We start from the raw sequence: 21,676 nt of genomic DNA on the forward strand, positions 1-21,676 counted from the left end.
GGCCCCCCCGCCCCCCCCGGCGGGGGCGGCGCCGCCCCCGGGGGGGGGGCCGGGGCCGGGGGCCGCCGGGGGGCGGGGGGGGGGCCCCCCCCCCCCCGGCCCCCCCCGCGCCCGTGACGCGCCGGATCCAGGACGCCTGTTCCGGCCCGGAACAGAGGCACCCGTCACAGGCCGGTCGGCGTCGGCCGGCATCACCCCTCGCACCCGTGCGGCCATGAACGCTCGGAACCTCCCGACACGGGTACGGTCACCGGCCGTTCGGCGGGCGTCGGCGCCTCCACCACCGTCGACCTCCCCAGGTAGGTGAGCGGCCCGGGGTCGCCGACGGGAATCCGGTGGAAGCCGAGACGGTCATAGAAGGCCCGCGCGGGCCTGTTGGCGGTGACCATGCCCAGGTGGACGGCTGGCACCCCGCGGTCGTGCAGTGCGGTCAGGAAGGTGTTCATCAGCGCCCTTCCGTAGCCGCGCCGCTGGAAGTCCGGCAGCAGGTCGATGTGCAAGTGCGCCGGGTAGTCGCCGAGTTCGGGCAGGATCATGCGCTCGGGGGTGTGCAGCAGCCCGACCATCTCCTCAGCGGGCGTGCGCGGCGGTGCCGTGAGGGCGGGATAGCGGTGGGCGACACGCGGGATCCATGTGTCACGGAACCGCGCGACGAACTCCGCGGTGTCCCCCGTGCCGATCACATAGCCGACCGCCCGACCGCCCCCGTCGTCCAGGACGAAGGCCAGTTCGGGCTCCAGATGGCAGTAGGGCTCGGCGAAGATCGCCGGCATCAACTCCTCGTCGGGATACCGGGCACGCGAATCCCCTCCCTCGTCCGCGGTGCTCACACACACGTCGGCGACCGCGGCACGGTCGGCGGGCCGGTAGGCGCGAATGATCGGCGATGGGTTCATACACGGCATCCTGACGCCATGGGAGCGCTCCCACAAGAGATCCGACGCGGCCTCCTTACAACGACGGCCACCGGGACCCCGCCGGGCGCGTCCGGCACGATCCGCACGACCGGCCGAGACCGGCCGCCGAACGCCAGGCCGTCGGGCGGCCACCGGGCGGCCGCCCGAGAACTGCGTGACCGTTTCCGGGCGGGGAGACTCGGCGCGGGGCGCCGCACGGTGCCATGCTGGAATTCCGGATCAAGACGCGGGAGCGGCGAAAAGTGGCAGCGTGAGGACAGTGGCACGGCCGAGTCGGGCGGGCATCTGGAACCGGTTCTCGGCATCCGATCCGGGTCTGCTGCGGCTCATGGCCGGACTACGGACCGTCGGCGCCGTCGCCCTCGCGCTGGCCGTTCTCGGCGTACTCGGAGCCGATGTCGCCCAGATGGTGCCCGGCGCCACGACCGCCATGGTCGCGACCTTCGCCATCAAGGAGAAGCAGCGCCGCGAGCAGGCCCGGACGCTGGCGCTCGGCCTGCCCGTGGCCGTCGTCGCGATGTCGCTGGGCGCGCTGCTGAGCAGCCATGTGGTCGCGGGCGACGTGTGCTTCATCGCGCTCATCTTCGTCGCGGTCTACTGCCGGCGGTACGGTGATCGCGGTACGGCACTCGGCCTGATCGGCTTCCAGGTCTACTTCATCTCCCTGTTCCTCGGAGCCGGCCCCGCCGCCCTTCCCGGGCTGTACGCCACCCTGGTCATCGCCTTCGCCTGCAGCGCGGTGGCCCGCTTCGTCCTCGTCGCCGAGACGCCCGAGCGCGTCCTCACGCGGCTGCGCAAGGCGTTCCGGGCCCGCGTGGCCCAGTTGGTGTCCGCCCAGACCGAGCTGCTCGACGCCGCTCCCGACGGGGTCGAGGACGCCCTGGACGACGTACGACTGCACACCGCGCGGCTGCACGAGAGCGCGATGATGATCCAGAACCGCCTGGAGGAGGGGACCAGCGACAGTGCGAGTGCCTCGCTGCTCCAGCGGCGGATCGCCGATGCCGAGATCGCCGCCGAGCGGCTCGGTCTGCTCATCCTCACGGCGCGCAGCGCCGAAAGCGCCGACACGCTCGCCCTGCATCTGCCGCACGCGCCCTTGCCCGCGCCCGGTGACCGGCTCCGGGCACAGGACGAGACGACCGCGATCCTGCACCGTGATCTCGACGCGCTGCGGCTACTGGTCACCCGCCCGTCCTCCGCCGGGGACGGCGCAGGGATGGCACAGCTGCGCAACCGGCTGCTCGGCTACCGGGACGAGGAGAACCTGCCCCGTGCCCCGGCGGCCGTGCAGGATGTCTTCCGCGGCATCGGAGAGACGGCCCGCGCCGCCCTCGGGCTGCGGCTGGCGCTCGACGGACCCGAGGACGAGTCCGACGACTCCCCCGAGACAACCCGTTCCCGCGAGGAACTGGACGCCGAGGACGTCGCCATCGTCGCCGAGGTGGAGCAGGACGAGCCGCACCCCCGAGGGCTGGACCGGCCCACGACCCGGGCGGCGGTGCAGGTCTCGGTCGGTTCGGCGCTGGCCATCGTCGGCGGGGAGCTGCTCTTCCCGCAGCGGTGGTACTGGGCGGTGCTGACCTGCTGGGTCGTCTTCCTGAACACCTCCTCGACCGGGGAGATCCTGGTCAAGGGATATCGCCGGCTCCTGGGCACGGTCCTCGGCGTCATCGCGGGTGTCGCCCTGGCGGGTGTGGTGGGCGACCACCCCTGGACCGCGTTCGCGCTGGTACTGCTGTTCATCTTCGCCATGTACTTCACCGCCCCGGTGTCGTACGCCCTGCAGTCCTTCTTCGTCACGGCGATGCTGGGACTGCTGTACACCGTGCTCAACACGTACAGTTCGGCGGTGCTCGTCCTGCGGATCGAGGAGACGGCGCTCGGTGCGGCCTGCGGAGTGATCGCGGCCGCCCTGGTCCTTCCGGTGCCCACCGACCGCCGTACGGACGAGCTCCTCGCCACCGTGCTGACCCGGCTCGGGGACGTCAGCGGCGCGGCGGTGGAGCAGCTGAGCGGCGGGATCGCCCTCGATCTGCTGGACAAGGCCCGCGATCTGGACGCGGCGCTGGACGATCTGCGGTCATCCACCAAACCGTTGACCCATCCGATCACACCGTGGCGGGCTCGCCGTCAGACCGCCCGTTACATCGTCGCCCTGCTGGAGACGTGCGCCTATCACGCGCGATCGCTGGCTGCGACGGCCGAACTCGTTCCCTACAGCGGGACGGTCGCCGCGGACCCGCGGCTCAAGCTGGCGGGCAGCCGGATCAGCCACAACATCGAGGTCCTCGTCGCACGGGTCGAGGACGACGCCGGTGACGGCGTCGCGGAGACCGGTCCGAGCCTCGCCTCCATGCTGGAGCCGCAGGAGCCGGAATCTCCCCGGCACGACCGCGTCACGGGCCGGGTCCTGCGGCATCTCCAGCGCCTGGACGAAGGGGTGATCGGTCTGGCCCGCCCGCTGGGGGTGCGGATCTCCACGCCCGACAAGAGGGCGTCCCCGAGCGGGGCCCGGTAGCGGCGGCGAGGGGCGCTCAGCCCACGTTCCAAAGGAACCGGTGCGTGTGGATTCCGAAGTAGGGGAACGACTGCACCTGCCGGACGCCCTCGATCTGCCGTACGACGTCGTTGACGAAGTCCAGCAGATCCCTCGGTACCGGGCAGACGACCTCGGCGAACAGGTCGAAGCCGCCCGAAGTCAGCACCGAGTAGACGACCTCGGTCCGTTCGGCCAGCGCGTCGGCGACCGCTCGGGGATCGCCGTCCACGGCGATGCCGAGCAGGGCCATCGCCTGACCGCCCATGCCCATCGGGTCGGTGACCCCGACGACCTGGACCGCCTGCGAGTCGAGGAGTCGTTGCAGGCGCTGGCGGGCCGCCGACGCGGACAGCCCGACCTTGGGGCCGAGTTCGGCATAGGCGATACGGCCGTCGATCTGCAGTTCACGCAGGATGGCCCGGTCGATCTCGTCCACGCTCTTCCTCTCCGGCTGACCCGGTCCAAGGTTAACGGGGTCGTTCAGCCGACCAGTTCGGCCAGGGCCGCGGCGAAGACGTCGGTGTGCCGGTCCACGTCCTCCTCGGTGGTCGCCGGGCACATGAGCGCCATGTTGTGGAACGGGGTCAGCAGGATGCCCCGGTTGGCGAGGTACAGGTGGAGGAAGTCCTCCAGCTCGGTGTCGGCCGCCGCGGCCGATTCCGTTCCGGTGCGCGGCGCGGGGTCGGCGAACCGGTATTCGGTACGGGCTCCGAGCCGGCTCACCGACCACGGCAGGGTCCACTCCTCGATGCCCGCCCGCACCCCGGCCTCGAAGCGTTCGGAGAGCTTCGCCATGGTGTCGAACGCCGCGTCGGTGAGGACGTGTTCCAGGGTCGCGCGCGTCGCGGCCACCGAGAGAGCGTTCCCGGCGAGGGTGCCACCGACGCCGCCCATGTCGACCAGGTCCAGGTCGGCGCGGCCGAGCAGTCTGTCGGCGAGTTCGGCCGAGAGCCCGTACGCGCCGGCCGGGATCCCTCCGCCGATCGCCTTGCCGATGGTGAGCAGGTCCGGCTCCAGTCCCCAGGCGGCGGTGCAGCCGCCGGGGCCCGCGGAGAAGGTGTGCGTCTCGTCGTTGATGAGGAGGGTCCCGTACCGGCGCGTGAGGGCGCGGACGCCTTCGAGGTAGCCCGGCTCGGGCAGCACGATGCCGATGTTGGTGAGCGCGGGTTCCATGAGGACGGCGGCGACGTCGCCGTGGGCGAGTTCGCGCTCCAGCTGAGCCAGGTCGTTGAACTCGGCGACGCGGCTCGTGAGGGTGACATCGCAGGGGGCGCCGACGTTTCCGGGGCGGGCCGTGCCGTGCCCGTCCGGGCCGACCACGATCAGCGACTCGTCGACGCTGCCGTGGTAGCTGTAGCTGTTCACCAGGATCTTCGGGCGGCCGGTGACCGCCCGTGCCAGCCGGATGGACCAGCGGTTGGCGTCGGTCGCGGTGAGCGAGAAGCTCCAGCGCGCGAGCCCGAAGCGGCGGGTCAGTTCGGCGCCCACCCACTCGGCGTCCTCGGTGGGGAGCATCGCGGTCGCGCCGCCGCTCTCGGCGAACCGGGTGCGCACCGCCTCTGCCACCACCTCCGGGGAGTGACCGGCCATCGCGCCCGTGTCGCCGAGGCAGAAGTCGATGTACTCGTGCCCGTCGATGTCGGTGATGCGGGCGCCGCGCGCGGTGTCCAGATAGCGCGGGAAGGCCCCCGCGTTCTTGTTCATCCAGGTCATCGGGACCCTGCCGAACAGGTGGTCGGCGCGCTCGTACGCGGCCTTGGACCGCGGGTTGCGGCGCTCGACCTCGGCGCTCTCACGAGCCAGGAGCTGCTGCAGGCGAGTGCGGTCCATCGAGGGACTCCTCTGTCGGTGAACTCTGAAGGTGAACTCAGTGGGCGAGCTCGATCGGCGAGCTCCGTCGCGAGCGGATTCAGCAAGAGTACGAACGTATGCACCGCGAGGGCAAGGTAAGACGATCGATTCGACTGCATCGACAACGGATTCCGCTGCGGTGACGCTCGATTCGACACTCGCCTTGCCAAACAGAACCCGCCCTAGATGCATCACAACCGGTCGGAATGAGTCAACCAGTGATCGCCTTCGTATCTCTGGATCAGCGCGGAGTCGCCATCCGGATCAGCGCGCAGTCGCCGGTGTGCGACCGGCGACAAGAATCGTCAAGGAGCGGGGCATGGCAGGGACAACGGGGGAATCCACGGGGGAATCCACCTGTGCGGGACCGAGCAGGACGGAAGTACTCACGTCCGGTGAAGGGGCCGTGTTCGTCGACGAGAGCGGGCGGCGGCGTTCCTGGCTGCGCAGCATGGGCTGGATCGTCGCGGTCTCCTGCGTCTGCTTCGCCACGGCCCTCGCGGCCCTGGTGAGCGGGAGGGACTCGGCCGCGCCCTGGCTGTCCTTGCCGAACGGGGTACGGAAGGCGCACAAGGACTCCTCGGCAGCCGGCGCCGCCTCGCGTGTCGAGGAACGGCCCACGGGCACCCCGTCCCCCTCGGCCGTGGGGCGTGATGACGCGTTCAAGAATCCGCGCGGGCTGCCCGCCGGGCACGTGACCGTGCCGACGGGCGACCCGGCCGCCGACCAACGGGTCGGCGCCGGGTCCCAGCAGCCGCCTCGCCACGGCGCGAGCGCGGCACCCTCTCCCTCGGCCGTCTCGCCGAGTGGTCGGCCCAGCGCGACACCTCCGCGCGTCGCCCCCGCCGCTCCGGCCGGTGAGGCGTCCGGCTCGCCGTCCCCTTCACCGAGCGGCACGCCCGGAGAGGCCACGCAGTCACCGACCCCGGACCCGAGCGGCGAAGCGACCTCCGGAACGGCCTCGGCCGAGGGCCCGCTCGTACGCGTACGGGTCACGGGGCTGCCGGCTTTCGGATGACCGGGAACAGGGTCGGTCGGGCGGCGGCGCAGGTCCGTCCGATGGGCTGTCCGCCGCGGCGCCCTGGTGCCGGAGTCGGCTACCGGGAGACCTCCGGGGCCCACACCCGGTCGGCGTAGTCCAGGAAGTTCCTGCCGAGGATCTTCTCGATGCGCTCGGCGGTGTAGCCGCGCCGTTCCAGGAGGCGGACGAGTTCCCGGAACTGGTCCACTCCGCGCAGGTCGAGCACGAAGGGAAGCGTGTCGTCGCGCTCCCCCGCCGCGCCGACACCGGCCTCGCGCCGCAGGGCCACATGTTCGGCGAGATGCGCGCGGTAGGCGTCGAGGTCGTCGATGGATGTGACGGAGCCGTCGGTACCGATGCCGACGTGGTCCTCGCCGCACACGTTGACCGCGTGGACGATGTGCTCCACGACGTCCGCGGCCGTCGCGTGGCCCGACACGTTCAGGAAGGGCATGAAGTAGATGCCCACGAAGCCGCCGCGCGAGGCCACCAGGCGCAGTTCCTCGTCCGTCTTGTTGCGGGGGAGGTCGGCGAGCGCCCGGCAACCGGTGTGGTTGATCGAAACGGGGCGCCGCGCCATTTTGGCGGCCTCCAGGCAGGTGCGCTCACCGCTGTGGGAGAGGTCGACCATGAGGTGGTGCTCGTCGAGCGCCTCGACGACGCTCCGGCCGAAGTCGGTCAGTCCCCGGTTGGCGGGCGCCATCGAGCCGTCGCCGATGTGGTTGGCCTGGTTGTACGTGAGCTGGACGACCCGCACGCCGAGGTCGGCGAAGGTGGCGACGCGCCCGGTGTCCTCGCCGACCGCGACCGCGTTCTGGAAGCCGTAGATGACACCGATCCGGGCCTCCTCCCTGGCCCGGTGGAGGTCGGCGACCGTACGGACCTTGAGGAGGTCGGCCGCGTTGTCCCGGATGATCCCGTCCCAGACGGCGATCTCGCGCAGGGTGTGCTCGTACGGGGGCAGGTCGCCCATCGTGTAGCCGAGCGTGACGTTGACGGCGGTGAGGCCCGAGGCGTGCGCGTCGGCCAACGTGCGGGCGTCGACGGTCAGTTGCTCGCTGGAGGGGTTGAGCTGCGCGGCGGCCTCGGCCGACTGGGGAGCATTCGGGTTGTCGAGCTGCCCGAGCGCGTTGATGATCATGGGGAGGGCGGTCATCGGGTCTCCTCGACGGGGTGGGTCGCCGCGGGCTCTTCGGCCGCGGGGGGCTGGACGCGGTCGGGCCGCCCGGCACTGGTGCTCTCGAAGTCACGGCGCTCGAAGCGCCGGCCTCGCTTGACGGTCAGCGTGACGCTGCGCAGATGCTCGATGTCCCGCAGCGGATCGTCCTCCAGGACGACGAAGTTGGCGAGCTTGCCCGCCTCGACGCTGCCCATGATGTCCTCGGCGCCGGCGCTCCGGGCGCCGATCAGCGTGGCCGAACGCAGCACCTGCTCGGGCGACATCCCGCAGCGGCGCACGAGGAACGCCAACTCCGCGTACAGGGCGGGGAAGGGGTCCTTGGGATCGGTCTCGTAGTCCGTCCCGGTCGCGATGTCGACACCGGCCCGGTGGGCCTGGGCGGTGAGCACGGCGGCGAGTTCGGTGTTGGCCGCCGCCCGCGCCGCGTCCTCGGGACCGTCGCCCGCGAGGGCCTCGCTCGCCCACATGCCCGCGGTCGCGTCGAGGACGGTGCCCTTCTGCCGCATCAGGGCGAAGAGTTGCTCGATACGACGGTCGTCGCCGGCGGCGAACCGCTCGTACTCGACCCGCGGCTTGTTCTTGTAGCTGATCAGCGGTTCGTCCGTGCCCTCGAACGCGAGCAGGGTGACGTGCGAGACGCTGTCCACGCCGGCCGTGACGATCTGGCCGGGCGTGGCCGGGAAGACGGTGGCGTGGGCCCAGACGGGGATGCCCTGGCGGTGCGCCTCCTCGGTGATCGCGGCGACGGTGGTGTGGTCGAGATCCGCGTACACCTTGATCGCGGAGGCGTGGGTTCCGCGCGCCAGTGCGACGGCCAGCCGCAGGTCGGTGTCCTTCGTGATCGCCTGCATCCACGGCACGGCGCCGGGCGTCTCGCCCTGGGACACCTGGTGGGTGCGCGGGTCGTCGAAGAAGCCGGGGCCTGCCATCAGTGCGGCGTACCGGATGTCGGGGCCGGGGATCTCGCCGACGAGCGTGGCCCTCGCCAGGTCGCCCACCTGGCGCAGGTCGTCGGCCATGTCGCGGATGGCGGTGACCCCGCTGCGGACCAGCCGGCGCAGCACCGCCTCGGCGACGGGCCGGTCGGGCGGCGTCGCGATGTGCTGATGCGCGTCGATCAGGCCGGGGACGACGAAGCGGCCGTCGAGGTCGAAGACCTGGGCGACGGCGGGCAGGTTCTCGGCGATCACTGCATCGTCCCCGACGGCGCGGATGACCGGGCCGTCGATCACGATCGACGTCGCGCCCCGGGCAGCCCGCCCGGTTCCGTCGAACAGCGTCGCGCCGCGGTACACCGCGACGGTTCCCTTCAGCGCGGGAGCGTGCGGGGCCGGTGCGCCCGAAGCCTCGTCCGTCATCTTCACCTCAGCAGTCACTCTGTCCGGACCGGTCAGGAGCTCGATCCGACCGTTGTTACGCTCTACGTAACAGACGTATCGTCTCTCGCAACATGCGCTACCGTACGCTCGCATCTCACGACGCCACAAGGAGGGGTCGGAAGTGTCCGAAGCACCCCGCACCGCGGTGGACAAGGCCCTGGACCTGGTCGAGGCCGTGGCCCGCGCGTCCCAGCCCCCGCGTCTGACCGACCTGGCCGAGGAGGTCGGCCTGCATCGCGCGACCGCCTATCGCGTGCTCGTCGACCTGGTCCGGCGTGGCTGGGTGCTGCGCGCCGGTGACCGCTATCTGCCCGGCACTGCGGTCCTGCAACTGTCGTCCTCGGCGGCCAGGAACTCGCTCGGAGCGCTCGCCCGACCGGTTCTCGCGGCGCTGTCCGAGCGCACCGGCATGATGGTCAACCTTCAGGTGCCCGAGGTCGACCGCTCACGCGTGATCGACGTCGTACGCCCCGACCGCCTGGCGATGATCAGCAGTCTGACCGGCGAGGCGCTGCCCGCTCACCGGTTCGCCGGTCCGCTCGCCCTCGTGGCCGCCCTCTCCGCGTCCGACCGGGTCCCCTACCTGCGTGTCGCGGAGGAGGCCGGGCACCCGCTGACCGGAGCCGACGGGCTGCTGGCCGACATCGAGCGTGCCGAACGGACCGGATTCGCCGTCGAGTACGGGCGCAACGAACAGCCGGTCGCCTCGCTCGCCCGTGCCGTGATCACCCGTCCGGGCGCGCCCGTCTGCGCCCTCACCCTGGTCGGCCTGGGCCCGGAGTTCGACGAGGCCCGGCTTCCCCACCTGCGGGAGCGGCTGCGCGAGGCGACGGACGACCTGGGACGGATCCTCTCCGGCCCCGGAGACTTCGGAACCTCCGGAGCCCCCGCGGTCTCCGCGGTCTCCGGGGACTCCGAAGGGTCCGGGGACTCCGGGGACTCCGGGGACTCCGGGGACTCCGAAGGGTCCGGGGACTCCGGGGACTCCGGGGACTCCGAAGGGTCCGGGAACTCCGGACAGACACCTTCCGATCCGGTGTCCTCGTCCCGGCCCGCGGCCACACCCACGTCCCAGCACGCACCCCCGTCCACGCCCACGGCAACCTCCAACTCCATCTCCACCGAAAGTCCGGCATGAGCGAGCTCCTCTTCCTCGACGGGGCGCAGACGCGCGCCGCGCTCGATCCGCACCGTGTCCTGGAGGCCGTGGCGGCGGCACTCGTCGCCGTCTGCCGTGAAAAGGTCTCCGCGCCGCCGCGGATCGCGGCGCACGCGCCGGGCGGCCTGCTCGGTGCGATGCCCGGTCATGTGCCCGGTCTCGGCCTCGCGGCCAAGCTCGTCTCCGTGTTCGCCGACCCGGCACGGCCCGGACGCAGCAGTCACCGGGGCATCGTCGCGCTCTTCGACGAGGCGGACGGCCGCCCGCTGGCCCTGATGGACGCCGAGCCCCTCACCGAGATCCGCACCGCGGCGACCGCCACGCTGAGCGCTCGGGCCCTGGCCCGTCCGGACGCCACCGGGGTCGTCGTCATCGGAACCGGTGCCCAGGCGCGTGCGCAGATCGCGCTGCTCGCGGCCCTGGATCCCAAGACCCCCGTCTCCGTCGCCGGCCGCGATCCCCGGCGTGCCGAGAGCGCCGCCGCCCTCCACCCCGTCGGCCGGGTCACGGACGGCATCGAGGAGGCGGTGCGCGGGGCCGACACGGTGTTCTGCTGCACCGGAGCCGTGCGGCCGGTGATCCGTCGCGCGTGGCTCGCCCCCGGCACGCACATCAGCTCCGTGGGCGGCTCCCACGGACCCGAGCTGGACGCCGAGACCGTCCGGGACGCCACCCTCTTCGCCGAGTGGCGCGGCGCCGCCACGACCCGGCCCCCCTCCGGCGCACACGAGCTGCAGGACCTCCCGCCCGAGCGGTCCGTGACGCTCCTCGGCTCGGTCCTGGGCGGCGAACACCCCGGGCGGCGCGACGGCGACGAACTCACCCTGTTCAAGTCGACCGGGCATGCCGCCCTGGACGTCGCGGCCGCCCACGTCGCCCACACCGTGGCCCGCGCGGAGGCATGGGGCACCCGCATCGCCATGTGAGCCGTATCCATGATCGCGAGTGTGCGGCGGAACCGCGTCACGGGCACTGCGCGGGTTGCGGTGGACGTCGCCGACGGCGGCCACCGTCCACCCGTGGACTTTCTTCCCCGAGTTCAGCCATGCTGAAGGGTGCTTCCGCCGGTGCGCGCGCCACCCCGGGACCCACGGTCGCGGACCGCATCCGCCGGGCCCTGTGGCGACGAACTCACCGCGGGCGGCCCAGCCTGTGGCGTGGGCCGACCGATCGACCTGGCCGGTTCCGGCGAGGTCGCGGGCTCGACGGAACACGACGCGGAGGGAGGCCATCACCCCGATGAGACTGAGCGGAGCGGACGGCGGCGGAGTGCGGGAACGGCTGGGGAGCGCTCTGTTCACCCGGGTCGCGGGCCCGGACGGGCCGAAGAACCGCGCCCTCATCCACGGCACGCCCGGACCTCGCTGGTTCGGCCCGGACCGCCCCATCCGCACGGTGCACGGTGACGCGTCGATGTTCATCGGCGGGCTCTCCGCGCTGCTGCTCCAGTCGCTCCACCCGCTCGCCATGGCCGCCGTGTCCGCGCACTCCGGCTTCCGCGGGGACCCCTGGGGAAGGCTCCAGCGCACCTCCACCTTCCTCGCGGTGACGACTTACGGGACGGCCGAGAGCGCCCAGGAGGCCTGCGACCGGGTACGGGCGGTCCATGAGCGGGTGCGCGGGGTGACCTCTGAGGGAACGGCGTACCACGCGGCGGATCCGCACCTCCTCGGCTGGGTCCACGTCGCGGAGATCGACAGCTTCCTGCGCGCGCATCAGCGGTACGGCGCGCGCCCGCTGTCCGACGCCGACTACGACGCGTACGTGGCGGACACGGCCCGGGTCGCGGCCGCGCTGGGCGTCCTGGACCCGCCGACGAACCGTGCCGAGCTCACGGAGCGGCTGACCGCGTACCGCGGGGAGGTGCGGGCGACGCCGGAGGCACGCGATGCCGCGCGGTTCCTCCTGCTGAACCCGCCGGTGCCGCTCGTCGCCCGCCTCCCGTACGGGGTGCTCGCCGCGAACGCGGTGTCCCTGCTGCCCCTTTGGGCCGCCGCCGAATTGCGGCTGCCGCGCCTGCAGTTGGTGGACAGCGTGTGTGTACGTCCGCTCGGCTGCGCGTTCACGTCGGCCGTGCGCTGGGCGATGGCACCGGAGCGCGCGCGAACCGCCGCGGCGGTCGCCTGACCGGCCACCGCTCCGGTCGCCACGGCTGTCGGCTCGGTGCGGCCGACAGCAAGACGGCCGGCCTCGGTTCGGCCCAAGGACGAGGGCCGCTCCAGCTCGGGAAGTGAGCCTCTGGCGGGCCCCGTGTGGTCCCACCCGAGGGAGGCGGGGCGACCCGGTCGACACGACGGGTCGGTTCGCTGCATCCGGTGGGCGGCCCCGCGCCGAAGCAGGGGTGAGCCCGGCGGACCGGTCGGTCCCGGACGGCTCCGGAATCGAGGCGAGGCCCCGACATGATCTGCTGCCGCCGCACACCGGGCCCCTCAACCCGTGGGTGGGGCGCCGCTGCCGCCGGACCGTCGTCCGCCGTTCCTCCGGGGGCCGCCCCGTGGAACTGAGCGCCCACCAGGGGACGGAGACCGCCGACGCGGGAGTGACCACCGGATTCCTGGCGCGGAGGCTCGGGGTGTCGCCCACGACGCTGCGTTCCTGGGACCGACGGTACGGGCTGGGGCCCGCGGTGCGAGCCGACGGCCACCACCGCCGCTGGTCTCCCGATGACGTGGCCATGGTCCAGGAGATGTGCCGGCTGACCGCCGTGGGCCTGCCTCCCGCCGAGGCCGCCCGCGCGGCGAAGGAGGCGGCTCGGCGCGGCCGTGTCGCGGTATCCCCACTCCTCGCCGCCCGGACGCGCGCCGGCGTCCGGATTCCGGAGCGGTCGGCGATGACCGCCCCGCGCCCGGGAACAGTGGGGTCACGGTCGGGCACCGGGCTGCCGTTGGGTGACGTGGGCCAGGACTGCCGGGGTCTCGCGCGTGCCGCCGTCCGTCTGGACGCCCTCGCCGTCCAGGAACAACTGGCGGCCGCGGTCCGGTCCCACGGCCTCACCAGAGCCTGGGAGGAAGTGATGGTGCCCACCCTGCGGGCGGTCGGCCGCAAGTGGGAGTCCTCGGGCGACCGTTACGTCGAGGTCGAACACCTCCTGTCCTGGCACGTCTCCGCCACCCTGCGGCATGTCTATGTGTCCGCGGCGGGGCACGCGGCGCACGCCACCGCGTCGCCCGTGCTGCTGGCCTGTCTTCCGGACGAGCAGCACACCCTGCCGCTGGAGGCGCTCAACGCGGCGCTGGCGGAACGGCGGGTACCCGTCCTGACGCTCGGTGGGGCCGTTCCGCCCGAGGCGCTCATGGCGACGGTGCGGCGCGTCGGTCCTCCGGCGGTGGTCCTGTGGTCGCAGTCGCGGTCCACGGCGAACCCTCCGCTCGCCCGTCACATCGCCGCGACACGCTGGGGAGTACGTGGAGCGCGAACGCGGAGCCAGGTCCTGCTGAGCGGACCGGGCTGGGGCGAGCAGTCCGGCCCGGGTCTCCTCCGCCCACGTCACCTGGCCGAAGCGCTCCGTCTGATCACCGCGCCGGACCACCGGCCCGACGACGACAGCGCCCCCGTGACCTGACGACGACATCGCGCCCGCCCGGCCGGGCCTGGCCCGGCACCTCGCCCCGCGACACCTGAAACCGCCCCTGTGCCTACGACCGAAGGAAAGCGGCCAGGCCCTCCAGCAGCCGGTCGACATCGTCCTTGTCGTTGTACGGCGAGAGTCCGACGCGAAGGCCACCGCTGTCGCCGAGGCCGAGGTGCCGGGACGCCTCCACCGCGTAGAACGATCCGGCGGGCGCGTGCACGCCGCGCGCCGCCAGGAACGGATAGGCGTCGGCCGCGTCCCGGTGGTCGAACGTCAGCAGCAGGGTGGGCGTGCGATCGGCCGCGCGCGAGCGAACCGTGACACCGGGAAGCTCGGCAAGACCCGCCTCCAGCCGCTCGCGCAACGCTCCCTCGTGCCGCTCGATCGCCGCGAAGGCCGACCGCAGCCGGTCTCTGCGCCCGCCCGTCGTGACGGTGGCGAGCCCGGCGAGGACATCGATCGCGGCAGTGGTGCCGGCGAGCAACTCGTAGGGCAGTGTTCCCAGTTCGAAGCGCTCGGGGACCGCGTCGGTGGACGGCAGCAGCTTGTCCGGGCGCAGTTCCTCCAGCAGTTGCGGGGAGGCGGTGAGGACACCGTGGTGCGGGCCGAAGAACTTGTAGGGCGAGCACACGAAGAAGTCGGCACCGAGCCGCGCGTGATCGACGAAGACGTGCGCCGCGTAGTGCACGCCGTCCACGAAGAGCAGTGCCCGCGTGTGCCGGCGGACCAGACGTGAGATCTCGGCGATGTCGGGCACGGTCCCGATCAGGTTCGAGGCGGCGGTGACCGCGACCAGCCGGGTGCGTTCGGTCAGCAGGTCGCCCACCGCCGAGGGCGGGAGTTCACCCGTCTGCGGATCGAAGTCGGCCCAACGCACGCGGGCGCCGACCCGCTGCGCCGCCTGGACCCAGGGCCGGATGTTGGCGTCGTGGTCGAGGCGGCTGACAACGACCTCGTCACCGGCGGCCCAGTCCTTCGCGAGCGTGTGGGAGAAGTCGTACGTGAGCTGGGTGGCGCTGCGGCCGAAGACGACCCCGGAGGGATGGCCGCCCACGAGGTCGGCCACCGCCTGCCGGAACCCCTGGACGAGACCCTCGGCGTTCGCCTCTCCCGGTGTCAGGCGCCCCCGGATCGACAGCGGGCCGGTGAGCGCGTCCGCGATCGCCCCGGCGACCCGGGCCGGGGTCTGCGTTCCGCCCGGACCGTCGAAGTGCGCGACACCGGACAGCAGGGCGGGGATCTCGGCGCGCAGTGCGCCGACGTCGTACGTCACTCGGGCTCCTCACGGGCGGCGTCGCGGCCCACGCCGGTCGGCCCGGACAGCGGTCCGGCGGGCAGGAGCCACATGATCGGGCGGGCGCAAACGTTCTCCGGTGATCATGGCAGGACGCCCGCCACGGCGGGAAGGCGGCGCCGGGTCCTGGGCACAGCACATCACCGCATCCAGCCTCCGCTCCCTCCCATCCGCCCTGGGCCGGCTTGACTACGCGGGTGATTCGGGTTCGTCATCCGGCATGTCTTCCAGCCGAACGTGGAGTGCGGCGAGGCTGTTCAGGTGGAGGGCGGCGTCGGAGTGTCGCGCCCCAGGGCGGCCTCGGTGATCTGTAGCGCCCGCTCTGCCAGTGACAGGGCCTCGCTGTAACGGCCCGAGGCTCTGAGGGCGGATGCCAGGTTGCCCAGGCTGAGGGCGGTGTCGGGGTGGTCCGGGCCGAGGGCGGCCTCGGTGATCCGCAACGCCCGTTCCCGCATGGGCAGGGCCTCGGCATGGCGTCCCAGCTCGCTCAGGGTGTGCGCCAGGTTGGCCAGCCTGCGAGCGGTGTCGGGGTGGTCGGGTCCCAGGGCGGCCTCGGTGATCTGCAGCCCCCGCTCCAGGAGTGGCAGAGCCTCGCTGTGACGACCCAGGCCGCTGTGGCTGTATGCAAGGTTGTTGAGGCACGTTGCGATGTCCGGGTGGTCCGGGCCGAGGGCGGCCTCGGTGACCTGCAACGCCCGCTCGTTCATGGACAGGGCCTCGGCATGGCGTCCCAGCACGCTATGGACGAACGCCAGGTTGTTCATCTGGAGGGCGGTATCGGGGTGGTCCGGCCCCAAGGTGGCCTCGGCGATCTGCAACGCCCGTTCAAACAGTGGCAGAGCCTCGCTGCTGCGGCCCAAGTTGCCGAGGGTGTAAGCCAGGTTGCCAAGGTGGAGTGCGGTGTCGGGATGGTCGGGGCCGTGGGCGGCCTCGGCGATCCGCAACGCCCGCTCTTCCAGTCCCAGGGCTTCGCTGTAGCGGCCCAAGTTGCCGAGGGTGGACGCCAGGTTGCCCAGGCCGAGAGCGGTGTCGGGGTGATCCGGACCGAGGGCGGCCTCGGTGATCCGCAACGCCCGTTCCTTCATGGGCAGGGCTTCTGTGTGACGGCCCAGGTTTCCGAGGGTGGATGCCAGGTTGTTCAAGCAGGTGGCGGTGTCGGGGTCGTCGGGGCCACGGGTGGCCTCGGTGATCCGCAACGCCCGCTCCAGCAGGGGCAGGGCCTCGCTGCCGCGGCCCAAGTTGCTGAGGGTGTATGCCAAGTTGTTGAGGCGCGTCGCGGTGTCGGGGTGGTCGGGGCCGGAGGCGGCCTCGGTGATCCGCAACGCCCGCTCCTTCATGGGCAGGGCTTGGGCTTCCTGTCCTCGGGCCGAGAGGTAGACAGCCGCTTCTCCCAGCAGAGTTGCCAGATCAGCAACCGTTCTACGGCCACGGTGGTGTCTGCCCACGGCTTGTACGTGCGGCACCAGCGATTGCCACTCCGGCCAGTTCCGCAGGTCGTCGGGACGGCCGGAAGGCACGGCGGCTCGCATCAGGGCGAGAGCGGATTCGCTCGGGTGCGGCCCGGAGGCACGTCGGGATCGGCCCAGGAGCCGCCGTATGCCTCGGCGTTGCGACAGCGGAACGGGCTCTGGAGTCTCGGTGCGCAGTGCGGTCTGCACGAGGCGGTGGATGGTAACGGTCGCGTCGGTGAGCGTGATCATGCTGTAGGCGGCCAGGATGCCCAGAGCGTGATCGACGGCCTGCGGTGTGGGCAGGGCCGTGGTCAGAACGTGGCGGGGCAGCGGATCAGGCGCGCAGTGAGCGAGAACGCGTAGCAACTCCACGGCGTCGGGGGTGTCGGTGTACAGGGTGTTGAGGGTGACGCTCCACAACCGGGCAATGGTGCGCTGTTGCGGATCACCGGGGGGTGTGGCCGCGAGGACACCGGCAGGATCGGTGCGAAGTTGCGCGAGGTAGCCGTCGGCGCTGGTCCGGGTCTGGGCGAGGTGGGCGCCGGCCTGCTGCAGGGCCAGCGGCAGGTGCCCGAGTTCGTCGGCGAGTTCGGCCAGCGCTGCCGCGTCCGTGTCGCTGTGGCGTCCGGTGATCTGCTGGAGAACGGCGAGCGACGCCCCGGGGGCGAGGGTCTCCAGACGCAACGGGGTGCCAAGGTCTTGCCACGGAAGGTCACGGCGTGTGGTGACCAGTACTTGCCCCGTGCGCAGGCGGCCCAGACAGGGGCGCAGACAGGTGGGTTCTTCCGCGTTGTCGAAGACGACCAGCCATCCGGTGCGGCCCTGCAGCCACGTCACGGCCCACGCAGCTGCTTCGTCCAGGGGGAGCGCGGTGTGCACCGGGTTCAGTGCCGCGGCCAGGGAGGCAAGTCCAGCGGTGACAGCGGCGGTTGAGGATGCCTCGATCCACCACACCGGCCCGTGCCCGGCCGCCAGACGGGCGTGGGCGTGGTGCAGGACCAGGGTGCTCTTGCCCACCCCACCCATGCCGCGCACCGTCTGCGCCACGATTCCGGTCCCGGTCGACGGCAATTCGCCCAGCAGTGTGAGGGCGTCGTCGCGCCCCTTGAACACGCGGCTGTCCGGGGCGGGCAGGTTGCTCAGCCTCGGAATGTCCCCGTCCCGAATGGCCGCCGGCAACGCAGCGGGAGTCACGATGAGGTTCCGTTGCTCGATCCGGGCCTGATCGCCGGTGGCAATCACCCCGGAGTTGTGCCCGGCGGCAGCGGAACGGCCTCCCGAAGCATCTGGTGTCTGTGCCCTGGTCATCGCTGAACGGTGCCGTTGTCCCCCGTGATGATCACCCCGGAATTTTCCTGCGTCGCCACCGACCGGTCGCCCGATGCGGTCGACGCGGACGATGCGCCGGGCGTCGTGGCAGTCGGCTGGGCCGAGGATCCGATCAGGGACGCCGCCCAGGCCCCCAGCACACCTGCGACAACTGCGCCGGCGCCCGCACCCGTCCCGATCCGCGTCGACTGGTCCCACGGCAACAACAGATCACCCAGCAGCACGCACAACCCGAACACCACCAACGACCCGACAACCACCAGCAGCCAACGCCCCGTCCGACCCATCCGACGCCCCCTAGCGCTCAACCAGTCGACGAACCATGCTTCCACGACGCCAGGCACGGCCCGCACGGTTCCGGCGAACCGGTGCCGGGGCAGGACCACAGCCTTCACTCGGACGGGCTTGCGATGGACGACTCACGGCCTGGGGCCGGCACCCGGAAGCTCCGGTGCCGGCCCCAGGCCGTGAGTCATGACGCGCCGAACGGGCCCGTTGCCCCTACGCGTGGCGGTGCGACCGGCGGTTGCCCGTCAGCACCCGGTACAGAACCAGAAGAATGAGCGATCCGGCGATGGCGGCGACCCAGGTCGACACGTCGAAGAACCCGTCGATCGAGTCGACGCCGAAGACGACCTTGCCCAGCCAGCCGCCCAGCAGGCCTCCCGCGACACCGATCAGCATGGTGATGATGATCCCGCCCGGGTCCTTGCCCGGCAGGAGCAGCTTGGCAATGGCCCCGGCAAGCAACCCGATCAGAATCCAAGCGATGATTCCCACAGTTCCTCCACCGTCCGTCCGTACAAGATGTGACTTCCTCAGTCCGTCTGCGCCGTCCCGGCCGGAACAAACCTGTGAATCTCAAACAGTTGCCCGATTCCTCGCGACCGCGGCCCCGTTCAGTTCGACCGTGAACTGCGCCCCGGCGAGCAGCGCGAGGTTGGACAGCCACAGCCACACGAGGAAGACGACGGGGCCCGCGAGAGAGCCGTAGAGCCTGCTGTACGTGCCGAAGCCGGAGGCGTACAGGGCGAATCCGGCGGAGACGGCCAGCCAGAGGAACGCTGCCAGGAGGCCGCCGGGCAGGCTGTACCGACGCCTGGCGGGTGGCGGACCCGTGTGGAAGACGACGAGGACCAGCAGGGACACCAGGCACATCAGCAGGGGCCAGCGGAGCAGGTTCCAGGCCACGGCCACCGTGCCGTCCAGCCCGAAGACGCGGCCGGCGGCCTCGGCGACGGGGCCGGTCAGCAGCAGGACGAGCGCGCTCACGACGAGCAGTCCGAGCAGCGCCAGCGCGGTCAGTACCAGTCGATGCGCGGTGCGCCAGGCCGAGCGGCGGTCCGCCACGTCGTGCATCCGGTGCAGGGCCCGGCGGAACACCGCGAGGTAGCTGCAGGCCGACCAGAGAGCGCTCGCGGAACCGGCGACCAGCAGAGTCCAGGCGGCGGATCGCTGGCGCAGCATCTCCCCCAGCGCCTGGTGCAGTTCCGCCCCCGACTGTGCCGGTGCGTACGCCGTGACGTGTGCGATGAACTGCTCGGCGGTGTCCGGACTGATCAGGCCGAAGGCGATGACCATGACCAGCATGGCCGGCAGCACCGCCAGGATCGCGTAGTACGTCAGAGCGGCCGCCCAGTCGGAGACGTCGTCGTTCCACATCGAGACCGGGGTGCGGCGCAGCGCCGGCCACCAGAGAGCGGGCAGCCGCGACCCGTACCGGCGGAGCCGCGCAGGTCGGACCGCCTCGATGGCGCCGTTCGGCCCGGATTCAGCGGACATACGCGGTCCGGTGGGGGCGGCCGGCGATCGGTATCCGGGTGAGGTCCCGCGTGGGGAGCCGGGTGAGGACCCGAGTGAGGCCCCGTGCGGGAAACCGCGTGGGAAGCCGGGTGAGGTCCCAGGTGAAGTCCCGGCACAGGGCGGCAACGTCCCGTGCTTTTGGGAACACTCCGACGATTCGTCTGCTCATCCCTCACCTCTCGGCGCCGGTCCGGCCGGCGTTCCCGCCCCATGCCTGGCGGGGTCGGTCGTGGCTCTCCTTCCACGCGCGAGTCCCCGTACGCCTCAACGACGGCTCATGCGGGCCGCCTCGGCGGCAGGCTCCGGTAGTAGCTCCCGACGCTCGACAGATACGCGGGGTCGAGGGTCTCGCGGTCGGTCGTGAACACGGGCGCCGACTTGACCTGCTCGCGGGTGCACGCGACGGTGATCTTCCGCGACTCCGTGTCGATGCCGGCGACGACACCCGCGGGCACCAGCACGCTCTTCCCGAACACCCACACACCGGTGTCGACGATCAGGTGCCGCATCCCGGGGTCGTCCGCCTGCCGGTCGACGTGTCCTATGGTCCCGTCGGTCGCCTCAACGCTGTAGCCGGCCAGTTCGTGCACTTCAGGGTGGTTGAACTCCGGTGCGTACGACCAGATTCCGTCGACCGCCATATTTTCCTCCGTCGGCTCGTCGGCTGCAGATATCCCGCTGTCCCGTCCGCACTCGGCGGAATTGCCCGGCCGTCAGCGGCGGCGGCTGCGCGTCGTCCAGCCGCCGCCGACGCCGGAGAGGTGAAGAGCGAGCAGGGCGAGCCCTATGAGCATGACGTTGGTCGACGTGAACACATGATTGGTCGAAACGTCCCCGGCGTTGATCAGGAACGCGATGAACAGCAGTACGGCCGCGGCGATGCCGAGCATGAGATCTCCCTTGTCGATGGTCGATGGTTGACAGGCCATGTCGAAACGATGGGATCCGAATGCCCCGAGAAAGCCACCCGACACTGCGTCGCCTGATGAATCCGCGTCATCCGCCGGTCTCACCCGCCGCTCCCGCCGGGATTGCGGCATGTCCGGCGAACCTCTGGCACAAGGGACGGGGAGAGACGACGGACGGCTCAGCGAACGCCGACGGGCACTTGCCCGGGCTTTCACCCTGGCAAGTGCCCGTCGGCAAGAGCTCGCTCAGCCACCCTGGCAAGCGCTCCCTCAGGCCACCGCCCTAGGAAGTACTCCCGGCTGAAGCCCGTACGCCCTCACGCGCCTCCGCACCCTCCACCGGGCCGGTCGCCCGCCACGAACTCTCGTGGTCCTCGGCCAGCCCGAGTTCGGCCAGGCCCTTCAGGTGCCCGAGCACGGTGGAGCGCTGGAAGCCCACGGCCGCGCTGAGTTCGGCGATCCCGGCTCCGCCGGGGCCGGCTTCCGCCAACCGCTCCCACGTACGCACGGCGTGGCGGCTCAGACCGCTTTCGCCCACCTTCCTGGCCACGACGCCGGCCCGCTCCCCGTTCTTGTTCTGCCCGGGAAACGGGGACTGGGCCCGTGCCACCCGGGTCTCACGCGTGCTCACCTGCTCCCGCACTGCGCGCGGTGATCTCCTCGCTCCGACCGGACGCGGCGTCATGTTCACCTTGCGGTGCCTACGGCCCTTGCGGTGTCGGCTCATCGATTCCTCATCTCCGCCTCGACGATGCTCACAGGAGGAGAACGAGCGGAAGCCGACAAGGTAGTTCAGCCGTTCGAAGGATGGGCGCGCGCCCGCCGGATCTCCTCGCACACAGATCCAGCCGCTCCCAGCCGGGATCCATTGCCCGATCTTCCCGCCATCATTGAGCCCTCGCCACCTGAGCGCGGCCGCCGTCGGGACGGTTCCCGTCGACGCGCGCCCCGGTGGCCGGCAGCTCGGCGAAAGCGAAAAGCAATGGCCAACACCTGGTCCCCATGGGCCTGTTCTCCTGTCGGAGCCCTGTCATGACGGCGGCCCGAATCCCAGGACTGATTCTGCCCCTCGTCTTCCTGTGCGCCTTCGTCGCGGGTCTGCTCTGGTACTGGCGACATCGCGGCGAGTAGGGGCAATGGGGTGGGGGGGGCCCCCCGGGGGGGGGGCCCCCCCCCCCCAGAAAACCTACCGGGCCCACAACAAGCTAAATCGGGGGCGCGCGGTGCCCCGCCCGGGCCCGTGAAAACCCCCCCCCCGGGGGGGGGGCGCC

The 21,676-nt window shown here is 71.7% G+C and carries 19 protein-coding genes; 6 read left to right on the forward strand and 13 right to left on the reverse strand.

Annotated elements, in window-relative coordinates:
* Positions 1-191 precede the first annotated feature (191 nt).
* A complete protein-coding gene (locus ACFYR3_RS16435) occupies positions 192-896 on the reverse strand; it encodes a GNAT family N-acetyltransferase (protein WP_355850795.1) in 705 nt (234 codons plus the stop codon).
* A 271-nt stretch (positions 897-1,167) separates the two neighbouring features.
* On the opposite strand from ACFYR3_RS16435, the gene ACFYR3_RS16440 reads away from it, so the two are divergent.
* Positions 1,168-3,438 (forward strand): FUSC family protein, encoded by a 2,271-nt coding sequence (locus ACFYR3_RS16440; protein WP_389283501.1) that lies wholly within the window; start codon positions 1,168-1,170, stop codon positions 3,436-3,438.
* Between the two features lie 16 nt (positions 3,439-3,454).
* Here the strand turns inward: ACFYR3_RS16440 and ACFYR3_RS16445 are convergent, their stop codons facing one another.
* Complete coding sequence (locus ACFYR3_RS16445; protein ID WP_355850789.1) at positions 3,455-3,895, reverse strand: Lrp/AsnC family transcriptional regulator; 441 nt, start codon at positions 3,893-3,895, stop codon at positions 3,455-3,457.
* A 44-nt stretch (positions 3,896-3,939) separates the two neighbouring features.
* A complete protein-coding gene (locus tag ACFYR3_RS16450) occupies positions 3,940-5,289 on the reverse strand; it encodes a transaminase (RefSeq protein WP_355850786.1) in 1,350 nt (449 codons plus the stop codon).
* A gap of 340 nt (positions 5,290-5,629) precedes the next feature.
* On the opposite strand from ACFYR3_RS16450, the gene ACFYR3_RS16455 reads away from it, so the two are divergent.
* Positions 5,630-6,328, forward strand: coding sequence for a hypothetical protein (locus tag ACFYR3_RS16455; protein WP_355850783.1), 699 nt, complete (start codon positions 5,630-5,632; stop codon positions 6,326-6,328).
* 79 nt (positions 6,329-6,407) lie between these two features.
* Here ACFYR3_RS16455 and ACFYR3_RS16460 read toward each other — a convergent pair whose 3' ends face one another.
* Positions 6,408-7,487, reverse strand: coding sequence for a membrane dipeptidase (locus ACFYR3_RS16460; RefSeq protein WP_355850781.1), 1,080 nt, complete (start codon positions 7,485-7,487; stop codon positions 6,408-6,410).
* A complete protein-coding gene (locus tag ACFYR3_RS16465; protein WP_389283504.1) occupies positions 7,484-8,869 on the reverse strand; it encodes an amidohydrolase family protein in 1,386 nt (461 codons plus the stop codon). The genes ACFYR3_RS16460 and ACFYR3_RS16465 overlap by 4 nt, the downstream gene beginning before the upstream one ends.
* A gap of 142 nt (positions 8,870-9,011) precedes the next feature.
* On the opposite strand from ACFYR3_RS16465, the gene ACFYR3_RS16470 reads away from it, so the two are divergent.
* From ACFYR3_RS16470 to ACFYR3_RS16485, 4 genes are all read left to right on the forward strand, one after another.
* Positions 9,012-10,028 carry an IclR family transcriptional regulator gene (locus ACFYR3_RS16470; protein WP_389283506.1) on the forward strand — a complete coding sequence of 339 codons (1,017 nt, stop codon included), beginning with the start codon at positions 9,012-9,014 and terminating at the stop codon, positions 10,026-10,028.
* Positions 10,025-10,975, forward strand: coding sequence for an ornithine cyclodeaminase family protein (locus ACFYR3_RS16475; protein ID WP_389283508.1), 951 nt, complete (start codon positions 10,025-10,027; stop codon positions 10,973-10,975). Before ACFYR3_RS16470 ends, ACFYR3_RS16475 begins: the two co-directional genes overlap by 4 nt.
* A 313-nt stretch (positions 10,976-11,288) precedes the next feature.
* On the forward strand, positions 11,289-12,176 hold the full coding sequence (locus ACFYR3_RS16480; RefSeq protein WP_389283510.1) for an oxygenase MpaB family protein: 888 nt from the start codon (positions 11,289-11,291) through the stop codon (positions 12,174-12,176).
* Between the two features lie 373 nt (positions 12,177-12,549).
* Positions 12,550-13,611, forward strand: a complete 1,062-nt coding sequence (locus ACFYR3_RS16485; RefSeq protein ID WP_389283603.1) for a MerR family transcriptional regulator — start codon at positions 12,550-12,552, stop codon at positions 13,609-13,611.
* 73 nt (positions 13,612-13,684) lie between these two features.
* On the opposite strand, the gene ACFYR3_RS16490 is transcribed toward ACFYR3_RS16485, so the two are convergent.
* The 8 genes from ACFYR3_RS16490 to ACFYR3_RS16525 form a co-directional block, all read right to left on the reverse strand.
* Positions 13,685-14,893, reverse strand: coding sequence for a cysteine desulfurase-like protein (locus tag ACFYR3_RS16490; protein ID WP_389283512.1), 1,209 nt, complete (start codon positions 14,891-14,893; stop codon positions 13,685-13,687).
* Positions 14,894-15,171: 278 nt separating this feature from the next.
* Entirely contained in the window at positions 15,172-17,673 is a 2,502-nt protein-coding gene (locus ACFYR3_RS16495) for a tetratricopeptide repeat protein (RefSeq protein ID WP_389283514.1), read from the reverse strand.
* A complete protein-coding gene (locus ACFYR3_RS16500; RefSeq protein ID WP_355850758.1) occupies positions 17,670-18,089 on the reverse strand; it encodes a hypothetical protein in 420 nt (139 codons plus the stop codon). Before ACFYR3_RS16500 ends, ACFYR3_RS16495 begins: the two co-directional genes overlap by 4 nt.
* A gap of 106 nt (positions 18,090-18,195) precedes the next feature.
* Positions 18,196-18,474, reverse strand: a complete 279-nt coding sequence (locus tag ACFYR3_RS16505) for a GlsB/YeaQ/YmgE family stress response membrane protein (RefSeq protein WP_355850755.1) — start codon at positions 18,472-18,474, stop codon at positions 18,196-18,198.
* Positions 18,475-18,555: 81 nt separating this feature from the next.
* Positions 18,556-19,476, reverse strand: a complete 921-nt coding sequence (locus ACFYR3_RS16510) for a YihY/virulence factor BrkB family protein (protein ID WP_355850752.1) — start codon at positions 19,474-19,476, stop codon at positions 18,556-18,558.
* 296 nt (positions 19,477-19,772) lie between these two features.
* Positions 19,773-20,138: a PRC-barrel domain-containing protein gene (locus ACFYR3_RS16515; protein ID WP_355850747.1), complete on the reverse strand. Its 366-nt coding sequence runs from the start codon at positions 20,136-20,138 to the stop codon at positions 19,773-19,775.
* 72 nt (positions 20,139-20,210) lie between these two features.
* Positions 20,211-20,426: a hypothetical protein gene (locus ACFYR3_RS16520; protein ID WP_355850816.1), complete on the reverse strand. Its 216-nt coding sequence runs from the start codon at positions 20,424-20,426 to the stop codon at positions 20,211-20,213.
* A 262-nt stretch (positions 20,427-20,688) separates the two neighbouring features.
* Positions 20,689-21,036, reverse strand: a complete 348-nt coding sequence (locus ACFYR3_RS16525; RefSeq protein WP_355850744.1) for a helix-turn-helix domain-containing protein — start codon at positions 21,034-21,036, stop codon at positions 20,689-20,691.
* Positions 21,037-21,676: the final 640 nt, after the last annotated feature.

Source organism: Streptomyces sp. NPDC005784 (genome assembly GCF_042871525.1).
Taxonomy (GTDB): Bacteria; Actinomycetota; Actinomycetes; order Streptomycetales; family Streptomycetaceae; genus Streptomyces.

What these genes read in the sequence shown, in the direction of transcription:
- ACFYR3_RS16520 (WP_355850816.1), bottom strand. Translation starts at nt 20,426, where the DNA reads ATGGCCTGTCAACCATCGACCATCGACAAGGGAGATCTCATGCTCGGC.
- ACFYR3_RS16450 (WP_355850786.1), bottom strand. Translation starts at nt 5,289, where the DNA reads ATGGACCGCACTCGCCTGCAGCAGCTCCTGGCTCGTGAGAGCGCCGAG.
- ACFYR3_RS16480 (WP_389283510.1), top strand. Translation starts at nt 11,289, where the DNA reads ATGAGACTGAGCGGAGCGGACGGCGGCGGAGTGCGGGAACGGCTGGGG.
- ACFYR3_RS16475 (WP_389283508.1), top strand. Translation starts at nt 10,025, where the DNA reads ATGAGCGAGCTCCTCTTCCTCGACGGGGCGCAGACGCGCGCCGCGCTC.
- ACFYR3_RS16460 (WP_355850781.1), bottom strand. Translation starts at nt 7,487, where the DNA reads ATGACCGCCCTCCCCATGATCATCAACGCGCTCGGGCAGCTCGACAAC.
- ACFYR3_RS16495 (WP_389283514.1), bottom strand. Translation starts at nt 17,673, where the DNA reads ATGACCAGGGCACAGACACCAGATGCTTCGGGAGGCCGTTCCGCTGCC.
- ACFYR3_RS16435 (WP_355850795.1), bottom strand. Translation starts at nt 896, where the DNA reads ATGAACCCATCGCCGATCATTCGCGCCTACCGGCCCGCCGACCGTGCC.
- ACFYR3_RS16510 (WP_355850752.1), bottom strand. Translation starts at nt 19,476, where the DNA reads ATGTCCGCTGAATCCGGGCCGAACGGCGCCATCGAGGCGGTCCGACCT.
- ACFYR3_RS16465 (WP_389283504.1), bottom strand. Translation starts at nt 8,869, where the DNA reads ATGACGGACGAGGCTTCGGGCGCACCGGCCCCGCACGCTCCCGCGCTG.
- ACFYR3_RS16515 (WP_355850747.1), bottom strand. Translation starts at nt 20,138, where the DNA reads ATGGCGGTCGACGGAATCTGGTCGTACGCACCGGAGTTCAACCACCCT.
- ACFYR3_RS16455 (WP_355850783.1), top strand. Translation starts at nt 5,630, where the DNA reads ATGGCAGGGACAACGGGGGAATCCACGGGGGAATCCACCTGTGCGGGA.